General features: G+C 67.6%; 25 protein-coding genes. 11 read left to right on the top strand and 14 right to left on the bottom strand.

Annotated features, from left to right (window positions below; translation table 11 throughout):
* Positions 1 to 58: 58 nt before the first annotated feature.
* The 6 genes from ACIA8C_RS03265 to ACIA8C_RS03240 all read right to left on the bottom strand — a co-directional run bounded on the left by ACIA8C_RS03265 (position 59) and on the right by ACIA8C_RS03240 (position 5,826).
* On the bottom strand, positions 59 to 295 hold the full coding sequence (locus tag ACIA8C_RS03265) for a hypothetical protein (protein WP_396998768.1): 237 nt from the start codon (positions 293 to 295) through the stop codon (positions 59 to 61).
* Positions 296 to 720: 425 nt separating this feature from the next.
* Complete coding sequence (locus ACIA8C_RS03260) at positions 721 to 1,671, bottom strand: hydroxymethylglutaryl-CoA lyase (RefSeq protein ID WP_397130590.1); 951 nt, start codon at positions 1,669 to 1,671, stop codon at positions 721 to 723.
* The gene (locus ACIA8C_RS03255) at positions 1,668 to 1,826 is read right to left on the bottom strand and encodes a hypothetical protein (protein ID WP_396998765.1); all 159 of its coding nucleotides are present in this window, start codon (positions 1,824 to 1,826) and stop codon (positions 1,668 to 1,670) included. The genes ACIA8C_RS03260 and ACIA8C_RS03255 overlap by 4 nt, the downstream gene beginning before the upstream one ends.
* Positions 1,823 to 3,040 (bottom strand): CaiB/BaiF CoA transferase family protein, encoded by a 1,218-nt coding sequence (locus ACIA8C_RS03250; protein ID WP_396998764.1) that lies wholly within the window; start codon positions 3,038 to 3,040, stop codon positions 1,823 to 1,825. Before ACIA8C_RS03250 ends, ACIA8C_RS03255 begins: the two co-directional genes overlap by 4 nt.
* Before the next feature lie 149 nt (positions 3,041 to 3,189).
* The gene (locus ACIA8C_RS03245) at positions 3,190 to 4,119 is read right to left on the bottom strand and encodes a TauD/TfdA dioxygenase family protein (RefSeq protein WP_397130589.1); all 930 of its coding nucleotides are present in this window, start codon (positions 4,117 to 4,119) and stop codon (positions 3,190 to 3,192) included.
* A gap of 936 nt (positions 4,120 to 5,055) precedes the next feature.
* The gene (locus ACIA8C_RS03240; RefSeq protein WP_397130588.1) at positions 5,056 to 5,826 is read right to left on the bottom strand and encodes a deoxyribonuclease IV; all 771 of its coding nucleotides are present in this window, start codon (positions 5,824 to 5,826) and stop codon (positions 5,056 to 5,058) included.
* A 120-nt stretch (positions 5,827 to 5,946) separates the two neighbouring features.
* On the opposite strand from ACIA8C_RS03240, the gene ACIA8C_RS03235 reads away from it, so the two are divergent.
* The 3 genes from ACIA8C_RS03235 to ACIA8C_RS03225 all read left to right on the top strand — a co-directional run bounded on the left by ACIA8C_RS03235 (position 5,947) and on the right by ACIA8C_RS03225 (position 11,028).
* Complete coding sequence (locus ACIA8C_RS03235) at positions 5,947 to 7,347, top strand: serine/threonine-protein kinase (protein ID WP_397130587.1); 1,401 nt, start codon at positions 5,947 to 5,949, stop codon at positions 7,345 to 7,347.
* 163 nt (positions 7,348 to 7,510) lie between these two features.
* The gene (locus ACIA8C_RS03230) at positions 7,511 to 9,322 is read left to right on the top strand and encodes a protein kinase (RefSeq protein WP_397130586.1); all 1,812 of its coding nucleotides are present in this window, start codon (positions 7,511 to 7,513) and stop codon (positions 9,320 to 9,322) included.
* A 62-nt stretch (positions 9,323 to 9,384) separates the two neighbouring features.
* Positions 9,385 to 11,028 (top strand): serine/threonine-protein kinase, encoded by a 1,644-nt coding sequence (locus ACIA8C_RS03225; protein ID WP_397130585.1) that lies wholly within the window; start codon positions 9,385 to 9,387, stop codon positions 11,026 to 11,028.
* A gap of 30 nt (positions 11,029 to 11,058) precedes the next feature.
* On the opposite strand, the gene ACIA8C_RS03220 is transcribed toward ACIA8C_RS03225, so the two are convergent.
* Both ACIA8C_RS03220 and ACIA8C_RS03215 read right to left on the bottom strand, forming a co-directional pair.
* Positions 11,059 to 11,892: a GNAT family N-acetyltransferase gene (locus ACIA8C_RS03220; protein ID WP_397130584.1), complete on the bottom strand. Its 834-nt coding sequence runs from the start codon at positions 11,890 to 11,892 to the stop codon at positions 11,059 to 11,061.
* A gap of 119 nt (positions 11,893 to 12,011) precedes the next feature.
* Positions 12,012 to 12,221, bottom strand: coding sequence for a hypothetical protein (locus ACIA8C_RS03215; protein WP_397130583.1), 210 nt, complete (start codon positions 12,219 to 12,221; stop codon positions 12,012 to 12,014).
* Positions 12,222 to 12,595: 374 nt separating this feature from the next.
* On the opposite strand from ACIA8C_RS03215, the gene ACIA8C_RS03210 reads away from it, so the two are divergent.
* Positions 12,596 to 13,120 carry a hypothetical protein gene (locus ACIA8C_RS03210; protein ID WP_397130582.1) on the top strand — a complete coding sequence of 175 codons (525 nt, stop codon included), beginning with the start codon at positions 12,596 to 12,598 and terminating at the stop codon, positions 13,118 to 13,120.
* 38 nt (positions 13,121 to 13,158) lie between these two features.
* Here ACIA8C_RS03210 and ACIA8C_RS03205 read toward each other — a convergent pair whose 3' ends face one another.
* The gene (locus ACIA8C_RS03205) at positions 13,159 to 14,286 is read right to left on the bottom strand and encodes an acyl-CoA dehydrogenase family protein (protein WP_397130581.1); all 1,128 of its coding nucleotides are present in this window, start codon (positions 14,284 to 14,286) and stop codon (positions 13,159 to 13,161) included.
* Positions 14,287 to 14,295: 9 nt separating this feature from the next.
* The gene (locus ACIA8C_RS03200; protein ID WP_397130580.1) at positions 14,296 to 15,468 is read right to left on the bottom strand and encodes an acyl-CoA dehydrogenase family protein; all 1,173 of its coding nucleotides are present in this window, start codon (positions 15,466 to 15,468) and stop codon (positions 14,296 to 14,298) included.
* 207 nt (positions 15,469 to 15,675) lie between these two features.
* On the opposite strand from ACIA8C_RS03200, the gene ACIA8C_RS03195 reads away from it, so the two are divergent.
* Positions 15,676 to 16,560 (top strand): hypothetical protein, encoded by an 885-nt coding sequence (locus tag ACIA8C_RS03195; RefSeq protein ID WP_397130579.1) that lies wholly within the window; start codon positions 15,676 to 15,678, stop codon positions 16,558 to 16,560.
* A gap of 34 nt (positions 16,561 to 16,594) precedes the next feature.
* Here ACIA8C_RS03195 and ACIA8C_RS03190 read toward each other — a convergent pair whose 3' ends face one another.
* The gene (locus tag ACIA8C_RS03190) at positions 16,595 to 17,740 is read right to left on the bottom strand and encodes an epoxide hydrolase family protein (RefSeq protein ID WP_397130578.1); all 1,146 of its coding nucleotides are present in this window, start codon (positions 17,738 to 17,740) and stop codon (positions 16,595 to 16,597) included.
* 96 nt (positions 17,741 to 17,836) lie between these two features.
* Here ACIA8C_RS03190 and ACIA8C_RS03185 point away from each other — a divergent pair, with 96 nt between their 5' ends.
* Positions 17,837 to 18,808 (top strand): helix-turn-helix transcriptional regulator, encoded by a 972-nt coding sequence (locus ACIA8C_RS03185; RefSeq protein WP_397130577.1) that lies wholly within the window; start codon positions 17,837 to 17,839, stop codon positions 18,806 to 18,808.
* A 3-nt stretch (positions 18,809 to 18,811) separates the two neighbouring features.
* Here the strand turns inward: ACIA8C_RS03185 and ACIA8C_RS03180 are convergent, their stop codons facing one another.
* A complete protein-coding gene (locus ACIA8C_RS03180; protein WP_397130576.1) occupies positions 18,812 to 19,738 on the bottom strand; it encodes an SMP-30/gluconolactonase/LRE family protein in 927 nt (308 codons plus the stop codon).
* Between the two features lie 169 nt (positions 19,739 to 19,907).
* Between ACIA8C_RS03180 and ACIA8C_RS03175 the strand changes: the two genes are divergently transcribed.
* The 5 genes from ACIA8C_RS03175 (at position 19,908) to ACIA8C_RS03155 (ending at position 23,820) form a co-directional block, all read left to right on the top strand.
* Positions 19,908 to 20,630, top strand: a complete 723-nt coding sequence (locus ACIA8C_RS03175) for an alpha/beta hydrolase (protein WP_397130575.1) — start codon at positions 19,908 to 19,910, stop codon at positions 20,628 to 20,630.
* A gap of 38 nt (positions 20,631 to 20,668) precedes the next feature.
* Positions 20,669 to 21,109: a hypothetical protein gene (locus ACIA8C_RS03170; protein WP_397130574.1), complete on the top strand. Its 441-nt coding sequence runs from the start codon at positions 20,669 to 20,671 to the stop codon at positions 21,107 to 21,109.
* Positions 21,102 to 22,442 carry a WXG100 family type VII secretion target gene (locus ACIA8C_RS03165; protein ID WP_397130573.1) on the top strand — a complete coding sequence of 447 codons (1,341 nt, stop codon included), beginning with the start codon at positions 21,102 to 21,104 and terminating at the stop codon, positions 22,440 to 22,442. The genes ACIA8C_RS03170 and ACIA8C_RS03165 overlap by 8 nt, the downstream gene beginning before the upstream one ends.
* The gene (locus ACIA8C_RS03160) at positions 22,439 to 23,206 is read left to right on the top strand and encodes an ESX secretion-associated protein EspG (protein ID WP_397130572.1); all 768 of its coding nucleotides are present in this window, start codon (positions 22,439 to 22,441) and stop codon (positions 23,204 to 23,206) included. The genes ACIA8C_RS03165 and ACIA8C_RS03160 overlap by 4 nt, the downstream gene beginning before the upstream one ends.
* An 89-nt stretch (positions 23,207 to 23,295) precedes the next feature.
* On the top strand, positions 23,296 to 23,820 hold the full coding sequence (locus tag ACIA8C_RS03155; protein WP_396993969.1) for a gamma carbonic anhydrase family protein: 525 nt from the start codon (positions 23,296 to 23,298) through the stop codon (positions 23,818 to 23,820).
* A gap of 11 nt (positions 23,821 to 23,831) precedes the next feature.
* Here the strand turns inward: ACIA8C_RS03155 and ACIA8C_RS03150 are convergent, their stop codons facing one another.
* Positions 23,832 to 24,455 (bottom strand): phosphoribosyltransferase, encoded by a 624-nt coding sequence (locus ACIA8C_RS03150; RefSeq protein ID WP_397130571.1) that lies wholly within the window; start codon positions 24,453 to 24,455, stop codon positions 23,832 to 23,834.
* 88 nt (positions 24,456 to 24,543) lie between these two features.
* Entirely contained in the window at positions 24,544 to 25,392 is an 849-nt protein-coding gene (locus tag ACIA8C_RS03145) for a carbon-nitrogen hydrolase family protein (protein ID WP_397130570.1), read from the bottom strand.
* Between the last annotated feature and the right edge of the window lie 17 nt (positions 25,393 to 25,409).

Raw genomic sequence — 25,409 nt, 5'->3', positions numbered from 1 at the left:
CGTCCACTCAGGGTGGTGCTCTGCCCCGTCGTGGCGAGGCAGAGCACCGGCACTGAAATCAGGAGACGCCGGGGCAGCCCTTGATCGGGCTGGCGCACGCCGCGCCGCTGCCCGAGCTGAGGATCTTGGCCAGGCCCGCGGTCAGCGCGGCCGAGCCGGTCAGCGGGGCGTCGGCGATCTGGGTCTCGGCGACGGGCAGGGTCTCGGCGACCTCGGCCGACGCGAGGCCGGAGCCACCGAGCACGATGGCGGTCGCGCTGACAACGAGGAAACCGAACGTACGGAACTTCTTCAAAGACTTTCCCTTCAGAGAACAACGGCCGGGCACTCCCTCGGCGCCGACCCGATAGAGATATCACGGGGCCGGAGCGTCGCCGGGCGATTCCTGGACATACGTCCATCATTTGGGTAACTGGAGATTCACGCCGCTGGCGGGGTCTTCGCAGTGGACAGCAGGTCAGGCCTTGTCTCACAACCGGTTCAAGTCCGGCCCGTTCAGCGGATGTTTGACACCAAGTCATCGGATGTCAACTCGAGCGAACTTGTGGCTAATTTGAGATTTAGCTCACAGACGGCCCAGATAGGACAAGTCGAGCCCTGGTCAGCAATGCTTGTCACAACCATTCCACTGAAGTACGAGCGCATAGCACCCGACTCCGCAACCTTCGAGATGGAAGCTTCACCACGCGAGTTGCATCGCGTGGATCGCTCACCGGAACCTCAGGGCAAATAGTTGCCTGAATATTCACCAGCGGACGGCTGGCTAACCCATTCGAAAGCATCGGCTTTCGAGCGTGCGCCCTCTGCGGCCCTGGAGCGATTGGGTTCACCGAGTTCGGCCAGTAATTCCGCGGACTCGTCAACCAACGCCGCCAGGATGCTCGGGGTAAACCAGTCCGGACGCGTCGCGAACAGAATGTCTTCGGTCGAGGTGTTACCGCTGGCACCGGGTGCGAACGGGCAACCGCCGAGGCCACCGAGCGAACCGTCTACCATCGCGGCACCCGCCGCAATGGCGGCCAGCGTGTTGGCGACACCCATCCCCCAGGTGTCGTGACCGTGGAAGACGATGCGGCGCTGCGGGGTTCGGGTACGGACGGCGGAAATGAGCTCAGCGACCTGAGCGGGATGGGCTTGGCCGAGGGTGTCGGCGATGACGATGTCGCCTGCGCCCGCGGTGCGCGGGTCGTTGGCGATCGCGATGACCCGTTCCGGATCGACGGGGCCGTCGAACGGGCAGGTGAAGCTGGTGGCCAGGCACAACTGGATCGAGCCACCCACCGCCTCCGCCAGGCGGACCGCGTCGGGCATGGCGGCGACGCTGTCCTCGGTGCTGCGCCCGATATTGGCCTTGTTGTGCGCGTCCGAGACCGAGAAGCAGTACTGGAAGTTGCACACCCCCGCCGCAGCCGCCTTCTCGACATGCCTCGGCGTCGCCACCCACACCCAACAGCGTTGCAGCTCTTCTGGATTCAGTGCTGCGATGAGGTCAATGGTGTTCGCCATCGGCGGCACCAGGTCGGGCCGCGCCATGGAGCCGATCTCCAGCTCGGGCACGCCGAGCCCGAGAAGCCGCCGGACGATAGCCACCTTGCGCTCGACCGGCAGCGCCTTTCCGGTGAGCTGCAAGCCATCTCGCAACGTGACGTCGCGCAGGACCGCGGCGGTCACCGCTCGTCTCGCTCCTGACGCGGCGCGCACATCACGCCGCCCCACGGCTTTTCGTGCACACCGGCCGGATTCGGATGCACCGTCGGCCGGGTGAACCCCGGTGACCGGATATCGCGTGGACCGCGCCCCGGCGGACGCCTGCGGTCTTCCCTCATTTCGCCTCCAAGGCGTCGATCTCGCTGTCGCTCATGCCGAGCAGCCCGGACAACACTTCGTGCGTGTGCTCACCTAGGTCCGGGCCGATAGTGCGGATGGGCAGGGACTGCTCGCCGATCACCGGGACGATGCCGGGAAAGCCGACGGTCTTCGGTTCCGCCGCACCGACATCCACCGAGAACGGCTGAATCATATTGCGCGCCTTGTACTGTTCGTCGTCGACAATGTCGGCCGCGGTGTAGATGGGACCGCAGGGGATGCCCGCGGCCTCGAGAATCTTCAGTGCGTCGGCGCGGGTGTGCCTGCTTGTCCATTCGGTGATCGCCGCGTCGAGGAGGTCGTGCTGGCGCCAGCGTCCCGCGTTGTCGTGCAGTTCCGGGTCGGCGGCCAGGTCGGGACGGCCGATCACCTGCATATAGCGCTGGAAGATGGCGTCGCCGTTGCCGCCGATGATGATGCTGACGCCGTCGCTGCAGGGGTAGGCGTTGCTCGGCGCGATGCCCTCGACCAACCCGCCGACACGGCCGCGGTTGATGCCGTAGGCCAGGTAGTCGGGGACGAGTGATTCCATAACCGACAGGATTGTCTCATTGAGCGCAACGTCGATGATGCGCTCGCGCAACGGAATCGGCGTCTCGTCCGGCTTGCGTTCCCGCTGGAACAATGCCATCACGGTGCCGAACGCGGCATAGACACCCGCGATCGAGTCGCCGATGGAGACGCCGGTGCGCACCGGCGGGCGGTCCGGTTCACCCATCAGTTCGCGCAGGCCGCCGACCGCCTCGGCGACGGCGGCGAAGCCGGGCCGCGACGCGTGCGGCCCGGTCTGCCCGTAGCCCGAGATTCTGGTGATCACCAGGTTCGGGTTCGCCGCGTTCAGCACCTCCGGGCCGAGCCCCCACTTCTCCAGCATGCCGGGGCGGAAGTTCTCCAGCAGTACATCGCACTGACGGATCAGGTCGAGCACGACGGCGCGACCCGCTTCGCTGCGCAGATCGAGGGTGATCGACTTCTTGTTCCGGTTGACGGTGCGGTACAGCATGGAGGTGTCGCCGCCGTAAAGCCGCCAGTTGCGCAACTCGTCACCGGCCTTCGGCCGCTCCACCTTGATGACCTCGGCACCGAAGTCACCGAGGATGCGCCCGGCGGTCGGCGCGGCAATGTAATTGCCCAGCTCCAGGACGCGAACACCGTCCAACGGCCGAATACTCATCGCACTAGTGTCTCAGGGCCCGCTGCGGCGGCGCACGACGACACCTCACTGCGGCCGAACAAGATCATGCGGCTTGGCCGCGACGCGTGCTCGCTCCCCATCGATTCGGTCCGCCGGTCAGGCGCGGCTTCCGGCACCGAACCCCTCGTTCACGAGGCCAGCAGCCGCGTGTCCTCGACGATCGAGTAGTGCTCCGCGTTGCCGGCGATGCTGGTGCTCGCGGTGCCGTCGACGCCGACCGGAATGTCGCCGGCCAGGGTGATGCGGGTCAGCTTGCGTGGCTGGTCGTCGTAGTCGTCGATGGCGTAGTGCTGGGTGGCGCGGTTGTCCCAGATCGCGACGTCGCCGGGTGCCCAGTTCCAGCGGGTGGTGTTTTCCAGGCGCGTCACCCGATCCTGGAACAGGCGGTACAGGGTCTGCGATTCGGTGCTCGACAGACCGACGAAATGCTTGACGAAGTGGCCGAGCAGCAACGCCCGCTCGCCGGTCTCCGGATGCACCCGGACCACCGGATGCTCGGTCTCGAAGTAGCTCGACTCGAACTCGGCCCGATAGGCCTGGGTGTTCGGGCGCAGCGGTGCCACATTGCGGGCCGCATAGTCGTAGACATTCGTGTGCACGGCGCGCAAGTTCTCCGCGAGCAGCTTCAGCGACGCGGGCAACGACTCGTAGGCGGCGACAGTAGAGGCCCAGGTGGTCGAGCCGCCATAGCTCGGCAGGTGCACCGCGCGCAGGATCGACGCCTTCGGAATCCGATCCACGAACGTCACATCGGTATGCCAGCTGTTCGCACGCCCATGCTCAGAGTCGATAGCCAGACTCTTGACCCCGTGCGAGGTAACCGTCGGATGCGGAGTCGTCGGACTACCGAGCAACTGCGCAAACTCATACTGCCCGTCCTCATCCAGATGCCCCTGCCCCCGAAAGAAGATCACCTGGTGCGCCACCAGCGCACGACGAATCACATCAACCGTCCCCCCATCCAACTCACCCCCCAGCCGAACACCATCGACCCGAGCCCCAATCCGAGCCCCAAGCTTGACCACCGAGCCACTACCTACCGCCCGCACGCCCGCCATCTGACCACCTTCGCTAAAGCGCCACCGAATACACCCGAGCACACCACCGAAACCCCCACCCCCACCAGCCTTTCCGTCGCCCTGATCCCAACCACCCCACCCCACAACCCCGCCCCTCCTGACATCCGTACTCGGGTCCGGGCGTACAGGACCTATGCAGATCTCCGAAAAAGTGCGGGTCTTACGCGCTCCCACGCAGGCGCGCCGTGGAGTCGGTCGCCCTGGGCCGGGATCCTGACCCGGTCGAAATCCGCACTACCTCTCGCAACTGCACTGCCTCTGGACGGCCAAAGGCGCAGCTCCTCAGAAAGAGCGCGGAACTTGCGCGGCCAGCGCGGGCCCACCTCGAAGGCGGTCGCGCCGAAACCTGAACGGTCGAAATCCGCACTGCCTCTCGGGATCTGCACTGCCTCTAGGGCCCTAAAGTGAATGCAAATCCCAAGAGACAGTGCGGATTTCAGCAGGGGGTGCGGCTCCATGGCCGATGACCTCGAGGCCCCGCAGCCGGTGGCGCCGATCCGGTCCACCAGAGCACACACGCCGAACCCACAGACCCTCAACAAAAGACGGACCCCAGGTATGCGTTGACGTGAGTCGAAAGGTTGCTATCGAAGATCGTTAAGCCACCATATGACTCACCTCGACGGAAGGGTGGCCGGCGTAGGCATCGACGTGAGTTGAATGGTCGCTATTGGAGATCGTTAAGCGACCATTTGACTCACCTCGATGAACGCCCGTCCCGGGATGTGTGTTGACGTGAGTCAAATGGCTGCGATCCAAGATCAGCTAACGACCACATGACTCACCTCAATGCTCACCACCGCAGGTGGGTGCGCAGCACCCATCCGCCAACCCACCACACAGGGTGCGCAAGCACCCGCCCACTTCCTTGCACAACTCGCCCCAGACCCCCCACCCGAAGAGCCGCCCGACAACTCAGCCGACGTGCTCGCGGAGGTAAGCCAAATCGTCGGCAACACCCTCGGCCGGCGTTTCCAAAATGACCGGCGCGCCCGCGGTTTTGCAGACTTCGGCGAGGAGTTCGGGGTCGATGGTGCCGTCGGAGAAGTTGGCGTGGCGATCTGCGCCGGAATTGAACTCGTCGCGCGAGGAGTTCAAGTGCACCAGGTCGATTCGGCCGGTGATGGCCTTGATGCGGTCTACTACGCCGATCAGTTCTTCGCCGCCTGCCCAGGCGTGGCAGGTGTCGAGGCAGAAGCCTGCGCCGAAATCGCCTACGGCGTCCCACAATCGGGAGATGGAGTCGAAATGCCGGGCCATGGCGTGGTTGCCGCCCGCGGTGTTCTCGATGAGGATCGGCACGGCGAAGCCGCCCTTGTCCTGCTGGCGCTCGAAGAGCTTGCGCCAGTTGTCGACTCCGGTGTCCAGTTCGGCGTCGGAGCGCACGTGGCCGCCGTGCACGACCAGGCCGAACGCGCCGAGATCGGCGGCGGCCTTCGCCTGCTGGGCGACCGCGTTGCGGGAGGGCATCCGCAGCCGATTGTTCAGGCTCGCCACGTTGATCTGATAGGACGAGTGCACCACCACATCGATCGGGCTTGCCACGATCTCCTCGGTCCGCGGGTGCGGGGTCGGCTTGTCCCAGCTCTGCGGATCGACGACGAACATCTGGATGACATCGGCACCGAGTTTCTCACCGAAGCCGATCGGGTCGCCGTCCTGCCGGACGTGTGCTCCAATGCGCATAGGGCCAGCTTAACGATCACCACCGACAGCAATCCACGGATGCCGGACAGGGGGTTGTTGCATCGCGTCGGCCCTGCGAGATACATCGGTAGTATCCGCGCGCTCGACCCGATAACGGGGGTGAACACCGTGTTGCAGACCGGCGAGGTCTTCGCTGGCTATCTCATCAAACGTGTGCTCGGCCATGGCGGCATGGGCACCGTTTACCTGGCCAAGCACCCGAGGTTGCCGCGGCTGACCGCGCTCAAACTGCTCAAACGCGAGTTGTACAGCGAGGTCGAGATCCGCCGCCGCTTCGAACGGGAGGCCGATCTGGTCGCGCAACTCGATCACCCCAATATCGTCACGGTGTTCGACCGCGGCGCCGAGGACCAGCAGCTGTGGATCTCGATGCAGTACGTGCCAGGCGCGGACGCCTCCTGCGCGGATGTGAACGTGCTCGCGCCTTGGCGTGCCGTGCAGATCATCAGCGATACCGCGATCGCCCTCGATTTCGCGCACGCCAACGAGGTGCTGCACCGTGACGTGAAGCCGGCCAACATCCTGCTGGCCAAGGCCGCGATCGGGCAGCCGGAGCGGGTACTGCTCACCGACTTCGGCATCGCGGGCGTGCGCGGCAGCGACACCACGCTCAGCTCGAAGGGCTCGATCACCGCGACGCTGGCGTTCGGCGCGCCGGAACAATTGATGGGGCAGCCGCTGGACGATCGGGCCGATCAGTACTCGCTCGCGTGCACGTTGTTCTGGTTGCTGACCGGTGCCGCGCCCTACCCCGGCGTGAATCCGGCCGCCGTGGTCAACAGCCATTTGTTCGCGCCGGTGCCGATGCTGAGCCGGACGCGGGCCGACCTGCCGTCCACGCTGGATGGAGTGCTTGCCCGCGCGATGGCCAAGCGGCCCGCCGACCGGTTCGCCGACTGCGCGGAGTTCGCCGCGGCGGCCCGCCACGCACTCGCCATCGGCGGGCCCCGGCACCAAGCCGGACCCGCGCACAGTGGGTACCCACCCAACCCACGGCCCGCGCCGGTTCCCCCCACCCGCACATTCCCCCTGGACCGTCCGCACCACTCCACGCTGCCACCGAACCAGACCTTGCCGCCAAGTAGCGGAACACCCGCCACCACGTTCACGCCGAGCGAATCAGCGCCACCACCAACGACATCCGCGCCACCACCACCGTCGACGCTGGCTCCGCCGCGCGGTTCGGTGCCGCCACCGCACCACTCAACGTTCCCAGCAGCCCATCCACACCCAACGCCGCCGAACCGGACCGCGCCGCCCGGCAGTGGAACACCCGCCGCGCCGACGCCGAGCGAATCAGGGCCGCCGCCAACGACATCCGTGCCACCAACGGCTCCGCCGCGCAGAGCGGTGCCGCCGCCGACTTTTCTGCCGCCGCGGCGGACTGTTCGGCGCGGCACTATCGAGTTGCCTGACCTGCCCATGCGTCCCGGTTCGGCAGCTCGGCGGGAGCAGGCACCGCCAGACGCGCGGCCTCCACCAATAGCGGTTCGCTATTGAATGTCGCTGGCGTTGGCCCGCTTTCGCTGAGGGGCTGCCGGTTCAGTGACTACTGCTATGGTTTCGATGTTTTCCGTGGTCCGGCCCGTGCCTGGTCACGTGTTCTTATGCTGTGCGCCTGTTCGTCGGTGGGTCCCGGCGGGCGGCGGGAAGTGGAGCAGACATGCTGGCCAGCGGTGACGTTTTCGCCGGTTATGTCATCGAGCGGCAACTGGGTCGCGGTGGCATGGGTTCGGTCTACCTGGCGAAACATCCTCGGCTGCCGCGGCTGACCGCGCTGAAGCTGCTGAACCGGGAGATGTTCTTCGACAAGGAGGTGCGGGCGCGGTTCGAACGGGAGGCGGATCTGGTCGCACAGCTCGATCACCCGAACATTGTCACGGTCTACGACCGTGGGCTCGACGACGAGCAGCTGTGGATTTCCATGCAGTACATCGACGGCATCGACGCCGCGTCGGTGCAACCGCAGGCGCTGCCACCCGAGCGCGCCGTGCAGATCATCAAGGAAACCGCGGACGCCCTCGACTACGCGCACGGCATCGGCGTGCTGCATCGCGACGTCAAGCCCGCGAACATTCTGCTTGCCCGCTCCGGCAGCGGGCGCGGCGAGCGGGTGTACCTCACCGACTTCGGCATCGCCCGCTTCCGGGACGACACCGGCCACCTCACGCAGACCGGAACCTTCACCGCCACACTGGCTTACGCCTCCCCGGAACAGCTCACCGGCTCGGCGCTCGACCACCGTTCGGATCAGTACTCGCTGGCCTGCTCGCTGTTCTGGTTGTTCACCGGAACCGGCCCGTTCTCCGCGACCAACCCGGCGGCGGTCATCCAAGGCCACCTGCAGGGCGCGCCGCCCGCATTGAGCAGCCACCGTCAAGGCCTGCCGTACGCGCTGGACAACGTGCTGGCCAGGGCGATGGCGAAGCGACCGGACGACAGGTATCCCAGCTGCGCCGACTTCGCCGCGGCCGCCCGGCACGCGCTCACCAATCCCAGCGTGCCGTCGATGCCGGTGGTCGGCGGCCCGCGACCGTTCACCGCGCCGCCGACGCCGGTGACCGGACCGCGCCCGACTACCGGACCCCGGCCGACGACCGGACCGCCGACGCCGACCGGCGGCGCGCCTTATCACGGGCAACACGGCCAGGGTCAGCCGCAGAGCGGACCGAATTACCTTGCGGGATCGCCATTCCCGACACCACCCCCGGCCACGCTGGTGGCGCAACAGCACGGGACCGGACAGCCACCACAGCCGACCAGCCCGTACCAGGGGCCGCAAGCCGGATACACCTCTGGGCCGCGACCCGGATACAACTACACCCCGCCGCCACCCATGTCCCCGGTCAGTGTCGCCGGACGACCACCGAAGAAGTCCAATGTCGGCCTCATCATCGGCATCTGCGTGGCGGTCGTGGTGCTCATCGTGGTGACACTCGCCATCATCGGTGCGGTCAGCGATTCGGGCTCGGCCTCGGGCAGCACGACCACCACCGCGAACGGGTCCGGGCCCGGCACCACCGTGGCCGCGACCGCGGACTCGATCAGCGCCGAATTCCCGCGCATGGTGCCCGCGTCCAAGACCGAGCAGGTCGGCTACAACGGCGCCAAATGCTGGGAAACCGACACCAGCTACACGCCCTCACCCAGCGATGGTGACCCGGAGTTCGGCGCCTGGGCCTGGCAGTGGCGCTGCTACGGCGGCGGCGACAATTCGGATCCGCTCTACCGCATCTATGTCTACAAGTCCGCCGCCGACGCGCAGTCGGTAGTGAAGTCGCTGCCGTCCAACAGCAAGTCGATGGACTCCAACGGCGGAAAGTCCTACACCAACTACAAATTCGATGCCAGCGGCCCGAAGATCGTCACGGCGTTCACCGGTGATCCGGACCGCGCCCAGTACCTGATGTTCACCGACGGCATCGGTTCCATCGACCAGACCCTGCGCTGGTGGCGTTCGGCACCGCTGAATTGACCGATCCCGCACAGCGGGCACACCCGTCGCCCGGCCACCACCCCTGATCGGATCGCTACGCGATGCTTGAAGTATTCGCCGGGTACACCATCGAACGCCTGCTCGGCCGGGGTGGCATGGGATCGGTGTACCTGGCGCGACATCCACGCCTGCCGCGGTTGACGGCGATGAAGCTGTTGAACCCGGAAGTGTGCCACGACAAGGAGATCCGCGCCCGGTTCGAGCGCGAGGCCGACCTGGTGGCCCGGCTGGACCACCCGAACATCGTGACCGTGTTCGACCGCGGCGTCGAGGACGAGCGGCTGTGGATCTCGATGCAGTACATCGACGGCACCGACGCCGCCGCATCGGACGCCTGGTCGCTGCCGCCGCGGCGGGCGGTGCAGATCATCGGCGAGACGGCCAAGGCGCTCGACTTCGCGCACAGCCGAGGGGTCCTGCATCGAGATGTGAAGCCCGCCAACATCTTGCTCGAAGGCGCAGGCGGTGCGGGCGAGCGGGTGTTGCTCACCGACTTCGGGATTGCGCGCTTGCGCGACGAGACCGGACGACTCACGCAGACCGAAACGTTCACCGCGACACTGGCCTACGCGTCACCGGAGCAGCTGTCCGGTGCGCTGCTGGATCATCGGTCTGATCAATACTCGTTGGCCTGCACGCTGTTTCGACTATTGACCGGGACGGTGCCATTCGAAGCCACCAACCCGGTCGCGGTGATCCAGGGCCATTTGCAGTCGCCACCCCCGCCGGTCAGTCGGCTGCGGCCGGGTTTGCCGACGGCGTTGGACGCGGTGCTGGCCAAGGCGATGGCGAAGCGGGCCGAGGACCGGTTCGACTCCTGTGCCGAATTCGCCGGTGCCGCATGGCATGCGCTCACCACTGCGCAACAGTTCGCACCGAATCAGCCATCCACGGTGGTGTACCAGCCACCCACGGCGGCACCTCAGCACGGCCGGGGCACCGAAAACCCCGCTCCCGACGCGTCTCTCGATGGCGACCGCCACCGCTCCCGGCCCAACGCCATGGCCGGTGGCGTGATCGCCGTGCTGCTTGTCCTCGGACTCATCGCCTCGATCGTCGTATTCTCGCGCGGCGGAACAGGTTCCGCCGGCCCGACCACGACCATCAGCGTGTCCCCGACCAGCACAGCGCCGACCACGACCCGCACCGGCGGCGCAACGCCGAGCACAAAACCGTCGACCTCGGCGCACCCGACGCCGGACCGAGATCAGGTGAGCGCCAACGCCGCCGCATTGAGCAACGAGTTCGCCGCGATGCTGCCGGAAACGACTCCCCAGCAGTTGGTTCAGGCCGGAACGGGCTACAACAAGGCGGGTTGTTTCTCCTATGCCCCCGGGTCGGCACCCCCGCTCGACAACGACGATCCCGCTCTCGGCGACTGGCTGGTGCTGTGGCGTTGCTTCGGCGGCCCGAACAAGGCGTCCTTCTCGTTCTACCTATACAACTCCCCCGTCGACGTCCGGGCCACCCTCGACCGGCTACCCGCCAACGACCGGAGCACGGCGGCCAACCACGGCCACGAGTACACCAACTACACCCTGCATGACAGCGATGAACGACGCCCGCGGATGGTCACCGAGTTCACCGCGGATCCGCAACGCGCCGCCGTGCTCATGTACAGCGTCGGCTTCATCGCTACCTACGCCGAATTCATGGAGTGGTGGACCGCCGCCCCGCTGAACTGAGTTCGTGGGGGCGGCGGAACACGAAGTCGTCTAACTGAATTCGTGGTGCACGAATTCGTGCGTCGGATGGAAGCCGATGGCCTGGTATATCTTGCCCGCGGTGCGGTTGGCCGTGTCGGCGAAGAGGCAGACGTCCAGACTCTCGGCACGCAGGACCTGCGCGATGTGGGCGGTGACGGCGCTGGCGTAGCCGTGGCCGCGGTGTGGCGCCGGGGTGTAGACGAGGCCGATGCGGGACCAGCCGTGTACCGGGATCTGGTGGGCGGCAAAACTTACCGGCCTGCCGTCCCGCTCCCAGAACCAGATCATGCCTGCGGCGACCCGCTTGCCGATGGCCGCCTTGTCGAGTGCGACGGCGGGTATCCCGGCATCGTTGTGCATGGCCGCCGCCCATTCGAGGCACAGCGGCAGCTCGGATTCGGTTGCCCGGCGCGGTGTTCCGGGAACATCGGGGATGCGCAGCGCGCCGAGGCGGTACAGCCGGGTGCCGAAGGACGGACGGAAGGTGACGCCGAATCGGTCACTCCAGCGTTGCGCGAAGGCCGTCGCGTCGCCGACGAGTCCTTCGACGCCGGTGCTTTCCGGGACCACTTCCGCCAGCGCGTCGGCCACCGCGCCCGCGCTACCTTCGGGCAGCTCACCGAGATACACGTCCCAGCGTTGCGCCCGCATGGCGACGCCGACCACGGTGGCGTCGTCGGCATGCACCGATAGGAACCGCGCGGCGCGGTCGGGGGTCTGCACGCCCTCGACCTGGTTGGCGATGCTCGTGGTGATCACGGTGTGCCGCAGCGGATCACGGAGCAGGAACGATTCGGTGCGCGAGCGGAACTCGGCCGCGTCCGTGGTGATCTCGATCCTCATGATGATCACGGTAGGCGGCTAAAGCGTTGCGCGCCCGAATTTTTCGGTGACCAGCGGTGATCGCTCGGTGACCGACCGACCAGTAGTCCGGTTGGCCATGGCCTCAGTTGGGTTCGGCGTCAATCCGTTTCGTTGCCGCCGCTGCCACCTGTGCGGAGTTTGAGCAGGATCAGCCCTGCGGTGCACGCGAGAATCAGTCCGGCGACGGTGATCTCGACGTGTAAGCCGGCGATGCCGAAGACAGCCCCGACGATTCCACCGACGAAGAAAAGCCAGGCGAATATCCGCGAAATGACCGTGGACAGCGAGCGCGCTGACTTGTTCGACACGAGGTGCTGCGAAGTAGCCGACACCGCATCCTTGGCGGCTGCGGACGACTCTCGCGGCGACGTTGTCGAGTAAGCTCCCATCATCTACTCCTCGATGACGCCGATCAGAGAACCAATGCCGCGTTCATCACACAACGCTTCTCTCATCTGGGTACAGGCGTCTCACGCGTAACTTTGCTCACACGCTACGACCATGCACCGCCGTATGACAGCGACACGTGCCCGCGACACGCCGACGAAATCAATTCGATATCTGAATTACGCATGTTTAAAACATGATCTCGGACGCACCGTTGGCGACCGCTTCGTCTGGCCGCGTGGACCGCGCTCGAGTAAGGTGATCCCGACTCGAACCGCAGCAGGAGTGATCACCGATGGAGAGCACCAGGACCAAGATCGCAGGTCCGGCGATTGCCGCAGGGGCGATCTCCGTCGGGCTCGTCCTCATCGGCGCCTGCGGAATCGGCAAGCAGGACACCTACGTCGCGCCCCCGCCGTTGCAGTCCGACCCGAACGTCGCACCCGTTGCGCACGAGGGACCGAGCGGCACAGTGCCGAGGGTGGCGATTCCCCCGTCGCCGACCTGGCAGATCGCGCCCTACCAGGCACCGCACGCGACGCCGTTCACCGGCTTCAGCACCACGACATCCGGTGAAACGCCGCCCCCGGAAGAGGCACCGGGCGCTTTGCCGAACGGCAACGTGCCGCACGAACGCCCCTCCGAGGACGCCCGGCCCACCACGACCGAGTCGCCGACCACAACCGAAGCTCCCACGACGCGGCCGACCACCCGGCCGACGACAACGCGGCCGCGACCGACCACGACGACTCCCGACGAGCCGACAACGCATCCGTACGGCAGCAACCCGTACTCGGGGCCGTCAACCGACGACGAGTGACCCGCGGTGGTGCGCGGAACGCACACCACCGCAAGGGCTTACAGCTCGGGCAGCCCGTACTCGCCGACCCGCGCGCTGAGCACCCGCAGGTGCTCGAGGCCCCCGCCGAGGGTGCGCTCGATCGCGGTCAGCCTGGCCACGTAGTGACTGACCGGGTACTCCGCGGTGACGCCGATGCCGCCGTGCATCTGGATGGCTTCCTGACCGATGTGCCGTGCCGAGCGACCGACCTGGAGCCGGGCCCGCGAAGCGACCTGCGGGTCGATCGCGTCGTCCGCGACGGCGGCGGTGGCGTAGAGGCTCATGCTGCGCGCCAGTTCCAGCGAGACGTACATGTCGGCTGCCCGGTGCGTGAGCGCCTGGAACTTCGACAGGGTGACCCCGAACTGCTTGCGCTGCTTCAGATAATCGGTGGTCAACCGCAGCGCCTCCTCCATCGCACCGATGGATTCCGCGCACAGGCTCGCCTGCGCCTGCACCAGCGCCGACTGAATCGCCTCGGCCGCGTCGACATCGCCGCCGAGCAGTTCGGCGGTGGCCTGGTCGAATTCGAGCTGTGCGCCGCGTTGCCCGTCCACCGTGCGGTAAGTCTTGCGGGTCACGCCCGTCGCGTCAGCGGCGACCAGGAACAGCCCGGTCCCGCCGCCGGGGAGCTGTGCGCTGACCACCAGGTCGTCGGCGCAGTCGCCGTGCGTGACCGGGTTCTTGATGCCGGTCAGCGCGTACGAATCACCCTGCGGCACAGCGGTGGTGGCCAGTTCGGTAGACGGCCAGCGGACACCCGGCTCGGCATGCGCGAAGGTGAGCAGCTTGCTGCCCGCCGCGACGTCGGGCAGCACCCGCTGCCGCTGCTCGGTGGTGCCCGCGAGCGCGATCAGCGCGCCGGGCAGCAGCACCGCGTCCAGGATCGGTTCCGGCGCCAGCCTGCGCCCCACCTCCTGCAGCACCACCATCGTCTCCACCGGGCCTGCGCCGACGCCACCGTCCTCCTCGGTGAAAGTCAGTCCGAGCACACCGAGTTCGGCGAGCTGTTGCCACACCTCGCGGCTCCAGCCCAGTTCGGTGTCGGTCACCTTCAGCCTGGTCTCGGGGTCGTAGTTGCGGGCGAGCAGGTCACGTACCGTGTCCCGCAGCATTTCCTGTTCATCGGTGAGATCGAAATCCATGGCGGCGCCTCACAATCCGAGGATCGTGGAGGCGATGATGGTGCGCTGCACCTCGCTGGAGCCTCCGTAGATGGTTGTCTTGCGATAGTTCAGGTAGCTGGGTCCGCTGCGCTGCGCCCAACCGGGCGAGGCGATCTCGTCGGCACCCACCGGCACCATGTCCGGGCCCGCGATATCGATCAGCAGCTCGGTGGCGGCCTGCTGCAACTCCGAGCCGCGCAGCTTCAGCACCGAGGACGCCGGATTCGGCTTGCCGTCCGAGGAATTCGAGACCACCCGCAGCTGGGTGAGTTCCAGCGCGAGCAGCTCATTCTCCAGTTCGGCGACCCTGGCCGCGAACAGCGGATCGCTCAGCAGCGTGCCGTCACCCGACTTCGTCTGCGCCGCATACTCTTTCGCGATGCCGAGCTTCACCTTGGTGCGGCCGACGCCGGTGATGCCGGTGCGCTCGTTGCCGAGCAGGAATTTGGCGTAGGTCCAGCCCATGTTCTCCTCGCCGACCAGCTGATCGGCCGGGACGCGGACGTTCTCGAAGAACACCTCGTTCACCTCGTAGCCGCCGTCGATCAGCTTGATCGGGCGGATGGTGACGCCTGGCGACTTCACATCGAACAGCAGGAACGAGATGCCCGCCTGCTTCTTCGCCGCGCTCGGGTCGGTGCGCACCAGGCAGAAGATCCAGTCCGCGTACTGGGCCAGCGTGGTCCAGATCTTCTGGCCGTTGACGATGTAGGAGTCGCCGTCACGCACCGCGGTGGTGCGCAGCGAGGCCAGGTCCGAGCCCGCGTCGGGTTCGGAAAAGCCTTGGCACCACCAGATGTCGAGCGCGGCGGTGGGCGGCAGGAAACGCTGCTTGAGCTCCTGCGAGCCGAAGTGCGCGATCACCGGGCCGACCATCTGCGCGTTGAAGGTCAGCGGGTCCGGCACCGAGGCGAGCTGCATCTCGTCCTGCCAGATGTGGCGCTGCATCGGGGTCCAATCCTTGCCACCCCACTCGACCGGCCAGTTCGGCACCGCGAGGCCGTTGTCGTTCAGTGCCTTGTGCGAGCGGACGATGTCGTCGCGGGACAGCTCCTTGCCGTACTTGAAGCGCTCACGGATATCGGCGGGGATCTCGGTGCGGTAGATGTTTCGCAGTTCGTCGCGAAACGCGACTTCGTCTGGGGACAGGCTTATTTTCATACGCAGCTCCGTCTGTGTCTCGTAACGTCCGAGTCCAACCTACCCTTCGGTAATCCTCCACTGTCGAGTGGATCACACCGCTTGGACACGCTCGCGGGCGTCAACTCCGCATGAACAACGGCGCCACCTGGGCGGTATTCCAGACGAACTGGTACGTTGCTGCACGTGGGTTGGGGACCCCGAGACTTTGCGTATCGAGGAGTTCGAGTGAACGGCAGGACCATCGCACGCGCCGCAACGGCCGTGACAGCTCTCGGCATCGGCGCGGCGCTGACCATGGGGAGCACGGCGGGCGCCGATCCCGAACCAGCACCGCTGGACGCCGGTCTGGCTCACCTCACCGAGACCGCCGGTCCCGATCCAGCTGTGCAGGCGGGTGTCGGCGCGCTGACCGAATACACCAAGCTCGCCGACGTGGCCGGATTGCGCCATGTCACCAGTGCCTTCACCCCGTTCGCCTATGCCGCACCCACTTTCGGCTGCGGCAGCATCGGGCCGGTCACCACCATCATCGCCGCCGCGACCACCGACGGGATCGGCAACAGCCAGGACCTCAATGTCGCGCCGGGCACCCTGCGGTTCAGCGCGACCCCCGCGCACTCCGGCACGCCGCTGGCCTCTGGCCTCGTCGTGGCCTGGGTGAACATCAACAACGGCGCCAGCGGGATCGACCCGCTCGACGACCTGACCGAGTACGGCCTGCCGTCGCTGTCCAAGACGGTGAACAGCGGGCCGGGCACGGTGATCGCCTCGATGTGGGGCATCATCGACTACCCGTTCGCGCATTGCTTGATGACGCCGACCGTCGGCACCTTCATGGTTCCGGACCAGCCGGTCATCCAGCCGAAGCCGTCGAACACCGGTGCGCCGGGACTGGCCACACCCGGACCCAACGGGACAGTGGTCGGACCGGGACCGGGACCGACCGTCGAGCAGCAGCCCGCGCCCGCGCCTGCTCCCCCGGCACCGGCGCCGGCCCCCGCGGCGGCCGAGCCTGCTCCAGCACCCGCACCCGCCCCGGCACCGACGAGCACTCCCAGCGTGCCCGCCGGTGCCGCTGTGCACGGCGAATTCAGCAAGCCCGCCAACTGACGCCACGGCACCGCGGATAACGGTGCCGCCTGTTTCAGCTGATCTTGGCGAAGAAGGCGCGGATATCGGCCACGTGCTGCCGCGGCAGCCCCATCGGGACGAAGTGATTGCCGGTATTGCCTGTCGGCCAGTGCGCGATGTCGCTGTCGCGCTTGGCAAGCCGCAGCATCAGCGCGGAACCGCCGCCGTAAACGCCGGTCGGAACCAGCTTTTGGCCCTTGGGCCACGCAAATCCGTTGTCGCCGAGCCCGTTGTACATCGGCCAGGATGAACTGGCCGCGGTATTGGTGAACCAGTACAGGCTGATGTTGGTCAGCAGGTGGTCGCGGTCGATGACGTCCTCGGCCTGATCGGCGAGCGGCGCGAATTCGTTGAACTTGTGCATCAGCCAGCCGAGCAGGCCGACCGGCGAGTCGGTCCACGCGTGCGCGAAGGTCTGCGGCGCGGCGTGCAGCAGCACATGGTGGTTCACGCCGGTCATCCACTGCTGCATCAGATCCCATTCGGCGCGCTCGTCGGTGGTCATGGTCGGCACGTCGGCCGCGGTCGGCATGCCGATGCCGCCGTCGATGTGCACGCCGATCACCCGGTCCGGCGCCGCGATCGCCATTTCCGGCGCGACATACGCGCCGAGATCGCCACCCTGGGCGCCGAATCGCTGGTAACCGAGCCGGTCCATCAGCACGAGCCACATCTCGGCCACCCGGCGCGGCGTCATCCCCAGCTCGCGCGGGCCCTCCGAAAACGCGAAGCCGGGCACCGACGGCACCACAACGTGGAAGGCCTGCGCCGGGTCGAGGCCGTGCTTGCGCGGATCGCTGAGCAGGCCGATGGTTTTGCTGAATTCGACGAAGGTGTTCGGCCAGCCGTGGGTCAGGATCAGCGGCACCGCATCGGGCTCTGGCGAGCGCACATGCACGAAATGCACGTCCAGGCCGTCGATTTCGGTAAGGAACTGAGGAAACTCGTTCAATGCCGCTTCCTGTGCGCGCCAGTCGAATTCGGTCCGCCAGTAGTCGGCGAGCTCGCGCAGGTAGGCGACCGGTACACCGCGGTCCCGTCCTGAACCGGGCAGCTGCGCCGACCAGCGGGTGCGGCGCAACCGGTCGTTCAGATCGTCCAGGTCGGCCTGTGCGATGTCGATGCGGAACGGGCGAACTGCGGTGCGGTTGTCGGTCATCGGTGCTGCTCCTTGTGTGTCGATCCGGTGATCTAGCACCACGTTAAGAGTCATATAGGACCATCTATGTCCTAGTTTTCTGGAATCCTCGAATTCATGAACGACACACCCGCCCGGCTGCTGCGCCTGCTGTCCCTACTACAGACCCCGCGCGAATGGCCGGGCAGCGAACTCGCCGAACGGCTCGGCGTCACCGATCGCACGGTGCGCCGCGATATCGATCGGCTGCGGGAACTCGGCTATCCGGTCGACGCGACAATGGGTGCGGCGGGCGGCTATCGACTGGTGGCGGGGTCCGCGCTGCCACCATTGCTGGTCGAGGACGACGAGGCGGTCGCTATCGCGGTGGGGTTGCGTGCGGCCGCGGGATACGCGGTGGCCGGCATCGAGGAGGCGTCGGTGCGCGCACTCGCCAAGCTGGAGCAGGTGCTGCCTGCGAAGCTGCGCCGCCGGGTGCGGGTGCTCGGCACCGCACTGGCGCTGCCAACCGATACGGGTCCGCTGGTGGATCCGGAGGTACTGACCGCGCTGGCCGCTGCCGTAACCAACAGCGAGCGTGTGCGTTTCACGTACCGCGACGGGGGCGGCACGGAATCCCGGCGGCATGCCGAACCGGCCGGGCTGGTCCCGTCCCGGCATCGCTGGTACCTCGTCGGCTATGACGTCGAGCGGGACGACTGGCGCGTCTACCGGGTCGATCGCATCGAACGCCCCCAGCCGACCGCCGCTCGCTTCACCCCGCGAGAGCTCCCCGCCGACGATCCCGCCGCATATGTGTCTGGACGCCGAACCGACTGGGGGACACCGACTTTCCGACTCTCGCTCACCATTCACGCACCAGCGAGCCGGATCGCCGGGCGGCTGGGCGACGAACCGGGCGACGTCATCGCGCTCGATGAGGACACCTGCCGCCTCGACGCCCACCGGGACGACGACCCGGAGTGGTTGGCGCACCGGCTGATTGCCCTCGGTGCCGATTTCGAGGTGCACGAACCGCCGGAGCTGATCCGGCGGCTGCGCACGGTGTCCGCCCGCATCGACCGCGCCGTCGGCGGCCAGGTGCGCTGAGGCTCAGCGAGGCAACTGAATTCGCAGGACCGTGCCACCCTCGGTACCCGCGATCAGTTGATCGGGCTGTCCCGGGGTTGCGACGACCGAGGTCATCGGCGCACCGCTCAGCACGGCACAGGCGGCACCGGTGGCCGGATCGACGCGGACGAGTTGGCCGAAAACTGTGGTCACGTAAAGGATTCCGGCCGAATCGACGATGAGATCATCGGTGAAGTCCGGCATACCGGCAACCGGCGACGAAACGTCGGCGACGACGGACGTGTCGCCGGGCGCATCGATCGGGATGCGCAGAATCCGGCCGAGCGGGCCGCCGTTGGTCGTGACATAGAGCGTGCGGTCGCGCACGACGACGCCGTTCGCACTTCCCTTGGGGGCCTGGTCGGTCCACCCGGTGTCGATGGTGCCGTCCGGGCGGACCCGGATGACGCCGGACAGCGACGCACCGAGGTAGAGGTAGCCGTCCTCGTCGAAGGCGGCTCCGTTGGGCATGGTGCGCACCCCGGAGACGAAGACCTCGGGCTTCGGGTCGGCCGCGGTCGGGTCGAAACGGACCACCCCGCCGGGACTGACCAGGCTGGTCGGCGTATCCCCGTAGACGACATAGAGCAAGCCATCCGGACCACTGCGCACGGCACCGGGGAAGTCCACCGGAACGGTCGCGGTCAGCGCGCCGGAACGGTCATAGCGCTGCACCACGTTTCGGTACACCCGGGAGACCCACAGGTTGCCCGCGACGTCGTAGCCGACGTTCTCCGACCAGTCGAGCACCGGTATTCCGGCGGGCACCGCGGTCGCGGCGAGCGCGGGCGCGCACGAGGCGATCGGCGCCGCGGCGGCCGGGTCCGCGGCGGCGACCGGTGCGGTGCCCGCAAGGGCGATCAGCGCGGCGGGCCACAGTAAAGAACCTGGGCGACGGAGTCTTCTCAACGGGCACCTCGGTCTCGATAAGCCGATACTGCGATCGGCTGGCAGTCTAGCCACCTGAACAGAAGAGGTCCGTGCTCACACCGCGCCTGGCCGGGGCGAAGACGTGCGGCGGCCGACCGGACGCATCGTGAAGTCCGCTGAGCGACAAAATCTTTGGCAAGATCAGGACATGCCATTCTTCGACGGTGAACGCGGCCGGATGCACTATCGACGGTGGCCGATCGAAAACAGTATTGCGACAGTACTGTTGTTGCCCGGATTCGGTCAGCACAGCGGCCACTATCACCGATTCGCCAGGACACTGCGGACCGCCGCCGTCGAAACGTGGGCGCTCGATACCTATGGACAGGGGCTCAGCGAGGGTGATGGCGACCCAGGCACGTTGCCGGAATTGGTCGCGGACGCGGTGCGGCTGTTCGACATCGTCCGGGCCACCGCACCGCGACCGCCGTTGATCCTGATGGGCCATTCGCTCGGCGCGGTCACCGTCCTCGGCCTGCTCGGCGCCGCGGCGCCGGAAACGGGCGGGGCGGCCGCGGATACCACCGCTGTGCAGCGCGCTTACCCGTTGCGGCCCGCCATTCCCGCGGACGCGGTGACCGGCGTGGTGCTGTCCGGAGTCTCGAAGCGGGCGCTCGGTGGCGGCACGCCCGGCGCGCTGGGAACACCACTGCCGCGCGACCTTCCGATCCTCGCGGTGCACGGTGTCGAGGATAGGCGAGCACCGATTGATGCGGTCAGGGTATGGACTCAGCGCCACGAATCGGTAGATTTACGCGAGTACGCCGATGCCGGGCATGATCTTCTGCACGAGCCGGTGCACGCGCGGGTCGCTGCCGACATCGCGGACTGGATGCAGGGTGTCGTCGTGGGGTTGGCACGGCGCCCGTGAACTGAGCCTCGCTCAGAGATGAGGAAGGGGGACGTCAGGTGCCATCTAACGAGAACGCCAATGGGGTCGCGAGCCCGGATCTGTCGGATTTCACGGCGCCAGGTGTCAGCGCCGCCGGGCTGCACACCGCGGTGAACGAAGGGGAGCTGTGGATCGACCGTGTGCTCGTGGCGAGCGGGGTGCACGAACGATGCGCGCGCCGCTACGAGCAACTGGCCAATCAGATCGAGGACCAGATTCGGTCGCTCAACGCCGCCTCGTCGCTGCCCGGGTTCGGCGGGTTCGCCTCCGGTGACGCGCTGCGCGCTGGCTTCGAGACGAAGGCGCACGGCGCGCTCACCCGATTATGGGAATACGCCGAAGCGGCCAGGGAACTCGCGCTGACCTTCCGCGCCGCCGGGGCCGCTTACCACCGCGCCGACCACGCACTCGCGTCGGCCGTCGGCCGGATCGACGCGGAGGGAGCGACCCATGCGTAAATTGCCGCACACCCCTGAGCGGATGACCAGTAGGCGCAACGACCCGCCGTACGCGCCGACCGTCGAGATCTTCGACAGCATGACCCATCCGGAGATCCACGAGAAGGTCCAGCTGATGCAGCCCGCGGTGCTCACCGGCGGGCAGCAGGCCTGGGGTGCCGCGGCGGCCGGGCTGGCCGACGCGGTCGCCCAGGCGCACACCGAGATTCGAGCGGCCATCGCCGACGGCTGGCGTGGCAGCGCGGCGCAACGTGCCGCCGAGGCCGTGTACGGATTCGAGCAGACCGGTCAGGACCTCGCGGACGTGCTCGCCGTCGTCTCGCAGCGGCTCGGTCAGGCGGGCGACGCGGCGGAGGCGCTGCGGGCCGCGGTGTCCGCGCCGTCCGGGAAGACGCCCGACCTGGGTGCCGCGCTGTTGGATCCGACCCAGGCCACCAGCAATGTCGCCGACCAGAAGACGACCGAGCACACGCGTCAGGACATCGTGCGCGCGATGAACGACATCTACACCGGTGTGTTCATCCCGACCGGCACCGACGTGCCCGCATTCCTGGACGAGCAGTTCGGTGACACGCAGGCCACGCCGAGCACGGCACCGGTCGCCAACGTGACCGGGCCCAGTGCCGACGCGGGAATCCCTGTCGCGCAATCAATTCCGCTGGGCACCTCGTCGACCACGACGCAACCGGTCGCGGCGCCGGCGGCCGATGCACCGGCCGAGGAGCCGGTCGCGCCCGAGCAGCAGCCCGAGGAAACCGCCCCCGCGACGACGATTGCCGCCGCCAGCGGAGCCACCGACGCAGGCGCCGGAAGTCCCGCCGCCCCCGCAGCACCCCGGGTCACCACGGCCGCGACAGACACGCCACTGTCCCTGGCACCGGCCGCGACCAGGCTGCACACTGCGCCTGCCGCACCCGCTGTCGCGACACCGAGCACCACCACCGCGTCGGCCCACCCGGTCGTTGTCCCGACCGCACCGGGCAGCGCGGGCACGAGCACACCCGACGAGCAGCGCAAGCGCGACGAGCGACGCGGCAGCAGCGCTAACAGCGGCAGCGACGCGGTCAGCGGGCTCGGCGCGGGCGCGATGGGCGGCCTGATGGGTGGGGCGATGGTCGCAGGCGACGCACCGCGCCAGGGATCCAGCGTCGCCGCGAACGCGGCCAACGCCGCGAACGCGCGCATCTCGCGCTTCGACGAGGAGGACGAGGACGACTTCCACTTCGACGACCTGCCGACCTATCTCGAACCGTCCGACGACAACGGCGAACTGATCGGCTCCATCGATCCGACCACGCCACCGGTGCTCGGCGAGTGGACCGAGCTGGAGTGAATTGGACGCTGACGCCGGACCAGTTCGCGCTGGCATGGGCGCGCACCGACGGCGATCGGATCCCCTATCCGCTGGCCGTTCGATTGTCCGCACACGACACCGCCGAGCGGGATGCCCAATTACCGGCCCTGCAGAGTTGGTGCGATCGGGTGCTCGACGCCGACCTCGAGGCGGCACTTCGCGTGCTCGGCGCGCCGGTGCTGCGGATCGAGGTGTTCGGCGAGCGCGACGGTGCGCCGGGCTCGGACGCGATCCGTCCGGTGCGGGTGCTCGGCGCTGCGGCGGGCAATGTCGCGGTGGTGGCCGCGCAGCGACCCGGTGCGACCGCGGACCGCGGCGGTGACATCCGGCTGTTCGTCGGCAGTGTGAAAAGCCTGACCGCCCGGGTCGTTTCGATGCTGCCGGAGCGGACACCGGGGACAACGCCGCGCCTGACCGCGCCGCTGACCAGGGTCGGTGAGGACAGCCGTGACCTGGTCACCGTCCCGGTCGCCGGGCCGACGGTGCCCGCCCGCATCCGCAGGCTGCTGCGGCAGCCGAGGGACGGCATCGGCCAGATCGTGGTGTCCGCGCGCCGCGGCGAAGGCGAGCTACGCCCGTTCGGGGTGCTCTGCTGGATCGATGTGCTCGACGACGGCCGCTATTCGGTGCGCACCGGCACCGATGTCGACATCGTTCCGGTGACCGCCCACGGGTTCATCGCGCAGCTGCGCCCGATGGTCACCGCGGCCGAACGGGCCAGCGCCTACGCCGACCGCTGGTGAAGGTTCACCTACCTTCGCAGGTACCTGTGACGACCAGACCCACGCCGAACGCACGACCGCTGGTAACTCCCCGGCGTTACGGTGTCCACATGCCCCTCTATGAATTCGAAGGCAAACGGCCGCAAGTCGATCCGACGGCGTTCATCGCGCCGACCGCCACCCTGATCGGTGACGTGCGGGTCGAGGCGGGCGCGTCGATTTGGTACGGCGCGGTGCTGCGTGCGGACCTGGCGCCGATCACCATTCGCGAACGCGCCAACATCCAGGACAACGCCGTGCTGCACGTGCCGCCGGACGTGCCGATGGAGATCGGGCCGGGCGCGACCATCGCACACAGCGTGGTGTTCCACGGCGCGTTCGTCGGCGCGGAAGCCATTGTCGGCAACGGAACCACGGTGCTGGACATGGCGAAAATCGGTGCGGGCACGATGATCGCCGCGCACTCGCTGGTCCAGCCGGGCACCGAGATCCCCGACGGTGTGCTCGCCGCGGGCTCCCCCGCCGTGGTGAAGCGCCCCATCGAAGGCACCCCGGCCGAGGGATGGATCAAGCTCAACCCCGGCTTCTACGCCGAGCTCGCGCAGCGCCACCGGAAAGGCATCACCGAGGTCTGACCGGGTGGCGATCAGGCGAGGAGGGTGGTGACTTCTTCGTCTGCCAATTGGTGAAAGTCCTCGTAGGCGGTGCCGACGCCACCGAGGGTGTCCGGCACCAAGGGACAGATAACTTGGTCGGCTTCCGCGGCGACTCTGCGCAACGCCTCCGCCGACGAGACCGGTATGGCGACGACGAGCTGAGCAGGCTGATGCAGGCGAGCGACCCGGCAGGCGACCACCACGGTCGCGCCGGTCGCCATGCCGTCGTCGACGATCACCACGGTGCGCCCGTCCAACGGGATCGGTTGCGCCGCGCCGCGCCATACCGTCCGGCGCCGGTCCAGCTCCACCCGCTCGCTGTCCTCGATCGCGGCGAACTCCTGTGGGGTTATCCCGATGTGCGACAACACATCCGAGTTGAGCACCCGCACACCGTCTTCGCCGATGGCGCCCATCGCCAGCTCCGGTTGCCATGGCACGCCGAGCTTGCGGACCAGCAGGATGTCGAGGTCACCGCCGATGATCTCGCGCACCCCGGCGGCCACCGGAACCCCGCCGCGCGGCAGGCCGAGCAGCAGCGGATGCGCCGCGCGCAATGTCGCCAAATGTGTGGCGAGCGCGCGACCGGCCGATGTCCGATCCGTGTAGATCATCCCGCAAAACGCTACGCCCACCCGTCACCGAACCGCCACTACGCACGGGATCGTTTCGATCGCAGCGCCATCGGAACCGACGCGGTGTCTACGTCCGCTCGGCGATCGCGAATCGCCGCAACGCGAGACTCGGATTGGTCGTGCGCACCTCGGCAAGCCGGGCAAGGTCGATCCCGGCGGTCAGCACACCCTCTTCATCGCCGAGCTCGGTGAGCACCGCGCCGGTCGGATCGATGATCATCGACGCGCCCGCACCGCGCGGCGCGGCCTGATCGGCGGCGGCCACGTAGACGGTGTTCTCGATGGCGCGGGCGCGCAGCAGCGTCGTCCACTGATCGACCTTGGCCGGACCGGGAATCCACTGGGCGGGCAGCACCAGCACCTGGGCGCCCGCGGCGGCGACGCGGCGGATGCCTTCCGGGAAGCGCAGATCGAAACAGGTCTGTAAGCCGAATGTCACGTCCGCCACATCGAAGGTGGCCGGCGGCTCGATCGCGCCCGCCTCGACGACCTCCGATTCGAGGAAGCCGAAGGCGTCGTAGAGGTGCACCTTCCGATACTTCGTGACGAGGCTTCCGTCCTGCCCGAGGACGACGAGCGTGTTGTGGATCCGGCTGCCGCCCGGCGCGACCCGCTCCACCATTCCGGCGACCAGATGCACGCCGGATTCGCGGGCGATCTCGCCGAGTCCCGTGACGAACGGCCCGGTCAGGGGTTCGGCGACGGCAACGACACGCTCATCGAGCCGGGTGACGGCAAACATCGAGTATTCCGGCGCGATCACCACCCGCGCGCCCCGATCGCGCGCGGCGCGCACGTGCTCGCGCAGCGCGGAAAGGTTGGCCGACGGATCGGTGCCGGGGGCGAACTGGACGACCGCCACGTCCAGCGGGTTCGGTGCTGGGGTCTGATTCGTATCGGAGCTATCCAGTTGCATACGTCTCACCGTATTGG

Origin of the sequence: Nocardia sp. NPDC051321, assembly GCF_044455225.1 — a bacterium.
GTDB lineage: Bacteria > Actinomycetota > Actinomycetes > Mycobacteriales > Mycobacteriaceae > Nocardia.
This window is presented reverse-complemented; position numbering and strand designations above follow the sequence as displayed.

Excerpts from the sequence above, each read along its gene's own strand:
- ACIA8C_RS03255 (WP_396998765.1), bottom strand. The coding sequence starts at position 1,826 with ATGAGGGAAGACCGCAGGCGTCCGCCGGGGCGCGGTCCACGCGATATC.
- ACIA8C_RS03200 (WP_397130580.1), bottom strand. The coding sequence starts at position 15,468 with ATGAAAATAAGCCTGTCCCCAGACGAAGTCGCGTTTCGCGACGAACTG.
- ACIA8C_RS03185 (WP_397130577.1), top strand. The coding sequence starts at position 17,837 with ATGAACGACACACCCGCCCGGCTGCTGCGCCTGCTGTCCCTACTACAG.
- ACIA8C_RS03190 (WP_397130578.1), bottom strand. The coding sequence starts at position 17,740 with ATGACCGACAACCGCACCGCAGTTCGCCCGTTCCGCATCGACATCGCA.
- ACIA8C_RS03245 (WP_397130589.1), bottom strand. The coding sequence starts at position 4,119 with ATGGCGGGCGTGCGGGCGGTAGGTAGTGGCTCGGTGGTCAAGCTTGGG.
- ACIA8C_RS03250 (WP_396998764.1), bottom strand. The coding sequence starts at position 3,040 with ATGAGTATTCGGCCGTTGGACGGTGTTCGCGTCCTGGAGCTGGGCAAT.
- ACIA8C_RS03220 (WP_397130584.1), bottom strand. The coding sequence starts at position 11,892 with ATGAGGATCGAGATCACCACGGACGCGGCCGAGTTCCGCTCGCGCACC.
- ACIA8C_RS03205 (WP_397130581.1), bottom strand. The coding sequence starts at position 14,286 with ATGGATTTCGATCTCACCGATGAACAGGAAATGCTGCGGGACACGGTA.
- ACIA8C_RS03240 (WP_397130588.1), bottom strand. The coding sequence starts at position 5,826 with ATGCGCATTGGAGCACACGTCCGGCAGGACGGCGACCCGATCGGCTTC.
- ACIA8C_RS03210 (WP_397130582.1), top strand. The coding sequence starts at position 12,596 with ATGGAGAGCACCAGGACCAAGATCGCAGGTCCGGCGATTGCCGCAGGG.
- ACIA8C_RS03175 (WP_397130575.1), top strand. The coding sequence starts at position 19,908 with ATGCCATTCTTCGACGGTGAACGCGGCCGGATGCACTATCGACGGTGG.
- ACIA8C_RS03150 (WP_397130571.1), bottom strand. The coding sequence starts at position 24,455 with ATGATCTACACGGATCGGACATCGGCCGGTCGCGCGCTCGCCACACAT.
- ACIA8C_RS03155 (WP_396993969.1), top strand. The coding sequence starts at position 23,296 with ATGCCCCTCTATGAATTCGAAGGCAAACGGCCGCAAGTCGATCCGACG.
- ACIA8C_RS03230 (WP_397130586.1), top strand. The coding sequence starts at position 7,511 with ATGCTGGCCAGCGGTGACGTTTTCGCCGGTTATGTCATCGAGCGGCAA.
- ACIA8C_RS03165 (WP_397130573.1), top strand. The coding sequence starts at position 21,102 with ATGCGTAAATTGCCGCACACCCCTGAGCGGATGACCAGTAGGCGCAAC.
- ACIA8C_RS03145 (WP_397130570.1), bottom strand. The coding sequence starts at position 25,392 with ATGCAACTGGATAGCTCCGATACGAATCAGACCCCAGCACCGAACCCG.
- ACIA8C_RS03225 (WP_397130585.1), top strand. The coding sequence starts at position 9,385 with ATGCTTGAAGTATTCGCCGGGTACACCATCGAACGCCTGCTCGGCCGG.